This is a genomic window from Nitrospinota bacterium, from assembly GCA_035528715.1.
GTDB lineage: Bacteria > JADFOP01 > JADFOP01 > DATKYB01 > DATKYB01 > DATKYB01.
In genome coordinates this window covers 1-3,423 of record DATKYB010000090.1, presented here as the reverse complement: position 1 = coordinate 3,423, position 3,423 = coordinate 1, and the positions used below count along the sequence as shown (strand labels likewise).

3 protein-coding genes are annotated in these 3,423 nt (G+C 37.1%); 2 read left to right on the top strand and 1 reads right to left on the bottom strand.

All coding sequences use genetic code 11. The features are described 5' to 3' along the window. Window positions 1–1,262 (top strand): phage terminase large subunit (terL, locus tag VMW81_06630; GenBank protein HUU50615.1); only part of this gene is annotated, 1,262 nt, incomplete at its 5' end. Here the strand turns inward: terL and VMW81_06625 are convergent. Then, window positions 1,259–1,600, bottom strand: a complete 342-nt coding sequence (locus VMW81_06625; protein ID HUU50614.1) for a hypothetical protein — start codon at window positions 1,598–1,600, stop codon at window positions 1,259–1,261. The genes terL and VMW81_06625 overlap by 4 nt on opposite strands. A 140-nt stretch (window positions 1,601–1,740) precedes the next feature. Between VMW81_06625 and VMW81_06620 the strand changes: the two genes are divergently transcribed. Then, window positions 1,741–3,423, top strand: a 1,683-nt coding sequence (locus VMW81_06620; GenBank protein ID HUU50613.1) for a hypothetical protein, incomplete at its 3' end; no start/stop codon positions are given.

Here is a 3,423-nt window from a genome sequence, read left to right as displayed (position 1 = left end):
CCAGTTATTCCCAAAACTGCAGGGCTCTCATTCAATCCCCTTTGTATCAAAAAAATTGGGGCAATAGATTTCAATTCCTTAAGGATCAAAATACTAAAAAAAGATTCGATAACACTGCAACAGGATACCGCATTGCTACATCTTCTGGGAGTGGAACGACTGGGGAAGGAGGAAGTATGCTTATTGCCGATGATCCCAATAATGCCTCTGATGGTATCTCAGATGTATATAGAGAAAATAGAGTAGATTGGTGGACAGGTGTATGGTCTACTCGTTTAAATGATAGAAAAAATGATTGCCGTGTTGTTGTGCAGCAAAGGATACATGAGCGTGATATCACTGGTTTTATATTAAGTCATGATGATATAAACGAATGGACAAAGCTTATACTGCCTATGGAATATGAAGCTGGTAGGAAAAGTAGCACGGTGGTTTTGCCATCAACAAATGGAAAAATTTGGGAAGATCCTAGAACGGAAGAGGGAGCATTGCTATGGTCTGAAAAAATTGACGCTGCTGGTCTTGAAAGCTTAAAAAATTCTTTGGGTTCTCAATATAGGATAGCTGGTCAATTGCAACAAAGACCTAGCCCCTCTGAAGGTGGAATTATAAAAAAGGATTGGTTCTGCTGGTGGAAAGATAGCACTCCTCCGCAAATAGAGTTTATATTGCAAAGTTGGGACACGGCACTTACGGCGAATGAAATGTCTGCTTATTCTGCCTGTACTACATGGGGCGTTTTCTATGATAATAATCATATAGAGAATGTTATTTTGTTATCTATGTGGCGTGGAAGGATAGAATACCCTGAACTTAGGGAACTGGCTAAACGTATGTATTTTGACTATAGGGATAGCGGCAAAACAAGAAATCCATTATTTAAAGGCAGGCAAGTTAATCTATGTCTTATTGAGGCAAAGGCTTCAGGCGATCCTTTAATACAAGATTTAAATAGAGCAGGCATTCGAGCTATCCCATTCATTCCTAAAGGTGATAAAATAGCTCGTGTACGCTATATAACTCCTTTAATAGAAGGTGGAAGAGTATGGTTGCCTGCTAGGCCTCCAAAATATGATACATTATTGCCTTTTGCCGATGAATTTTATGAAGCAGCGGCTTCCTTTCCTAACGCCGAAAGTAGGGATTTAGTGGATACTATGACGCAGGCACTTACCAAATTGAGAGACGGACAATTCTTACAGAATCCTAGAGACGAAAGGCCAGTGCAAGCCTCAACAAAAGAGATAGTAGAATTCTATTAATATTCAAAGTTATCGTTCACAAACTCATCTAATAGAGTTTTTACGCCTTCTACGGTCGCAATTCCTTTTTTGTTATTAATACTCAAGAGCGGCAATTCATTTTTTAGAAAAATCTTATCAATTTCTAATGGCTTTGCTGCGATCGTGACAAGAAAGAAAACTGGCAGCTCTTTATCTACATTCTGAGTTCTCGGTTGGAAAACATTGCCCAAAAATTCCTTATGCTCCTTAATTATTATTTTAGTCCCTATAATAATATGCTCTTTTTCTTGCCTTAAAACATAGTATTCATCTAGCTTTGCGAGATGTTTTACAAATTTTTCAAGAATCTCAAACATGTGATATAATCTCCTGTGATATTAAATATACATACTATGAGTAGTATAGCATAGCCACCAGCGAATATTGAAGTTTTTGATAGGGCAAAAATATTCGCTGGCGTTAACCCAATGAAAAACATGAGGTTATTCATATATATATGAAAACTACCGATGATGATATTAGAAAAATCGAAGAGCTAGAAGATGGCTCAAGCGTGTATGAAATTGGCACACCTCCAGAAACAGAGGATAAAGACACCTCTTTTTACGATAATCTTGCCGTAAAATTCCCGGAAGAAGCTAGAAAAAAACTATCTACTCTATTACTCGATTCTATTAAGCAAGATATAGAAGCTCGCCAAGACTGGATGGATTCAGTCGAGAAGGTTAAAAAATACCTTGGTTTTTCCTTAGAAGATTTGGATGCTGCTCCTTATAAAGGTGCTACTAGAACATTTGATACCACTCTTTCTACTGCACTTATTCGTTTTTACGCAACAACTAGAGCAGAACTTTTGCCAGGGTCTGGACCGGCTGGATTTAAAATTACCGGAGTTAGCAATGAAGAAATAGAAAGAAAAGGCGAGGCTAATAGAGATTGGCTAAATTATTACTTAACCGTTCAAGATGAATCTTATTATTCTGATTTTGAAAGATTTTTACTTTATCTAGGCCTTTATGGTAGCGGCTTTAAAAAAGTATATTACGATCAATTATTAAAAAAACCATTAAGTCGTTTTATTCGGCCTGAAGATTTTGTAATTGATGGGGATTGTACATCAATTCTTGAATCGAGCAGACTAACTCATATTTTGCACCTTTCTAAAAGGGATATTATTTTAAATCAGCAGAATAAGATCTATCGAGATGCAGAATTATCTTATTTAAAAACTTCAGAAAACCCCGGAGACGAAGAGAAAGGTCCTAAAAAAGATGATGTTGATATTAGTGTATATACAAAACAATCATTGTTTCCTATATACGAAGTTCATACATACCTTAATTTGAAGGATTTTACTGATGATAGGGTGGGCGAAACAGATAATGCCGTACCTCTGCCATATATAGTTACAATAGACAAAATTACTAAAGAAATACTGTCGATCAGAAAGAACTGGGAAGAAAATGACCCAGAGCAAAAAAGAGAAAATTACTTCGTTCAGTACAACTATTTGCCGGGTTTTGGTGTTTACGGCATAGGTTTAGCTCATCTTATTGGCTCAAATGCCATCACTCTAACAAAATTGCTTAGACAATTAGTAGATGCCGGATCATTTAAAAATCTGCCTGGTGGATTAAGAAGCAAAGGTTTTAAATCTCAGAACAATGATTTAATTGTAGGTCCTGGGCAATTTGTAGAAGTAGACACGGGCGGTATTCCCTTGGGCGAGGCTTTTATGCCTTTGCCTTATTCCGAACCTTCCGCTGCTCTTCGTGAGCTTAGATTAGAGATTGTAGCTCAATGTAAAGAATTAGGGTCTACAAGTGAGATGGGAATGCTTCAATCAAAAGAGGATATCCCCACCGGTACTACTATTGCTCTTCTTGAGACGAACAATCGTATTCAGTCATCAGTTCTGCGTTCAGTTCACGTATCTTTAACTCGTGAATTGCAATTGATAGATAAGCTTTTTAGAAAAACTTTAGAATCAGAAGAGTTTAACTTTGGCAACTCACAAAAAACCATTACTGCTAACGATTTTCTAGAAGAAGTGAAGATCATTCCCGTTTCTGACCCTTCGGTAAATTCTACCACTCAAAAGATATTAAAGGCCGAGTCTATATTAAGAACGGCGCAACAAGCTCCTGAGCTACACAATATGAGAGAGGTGTTAAAACAG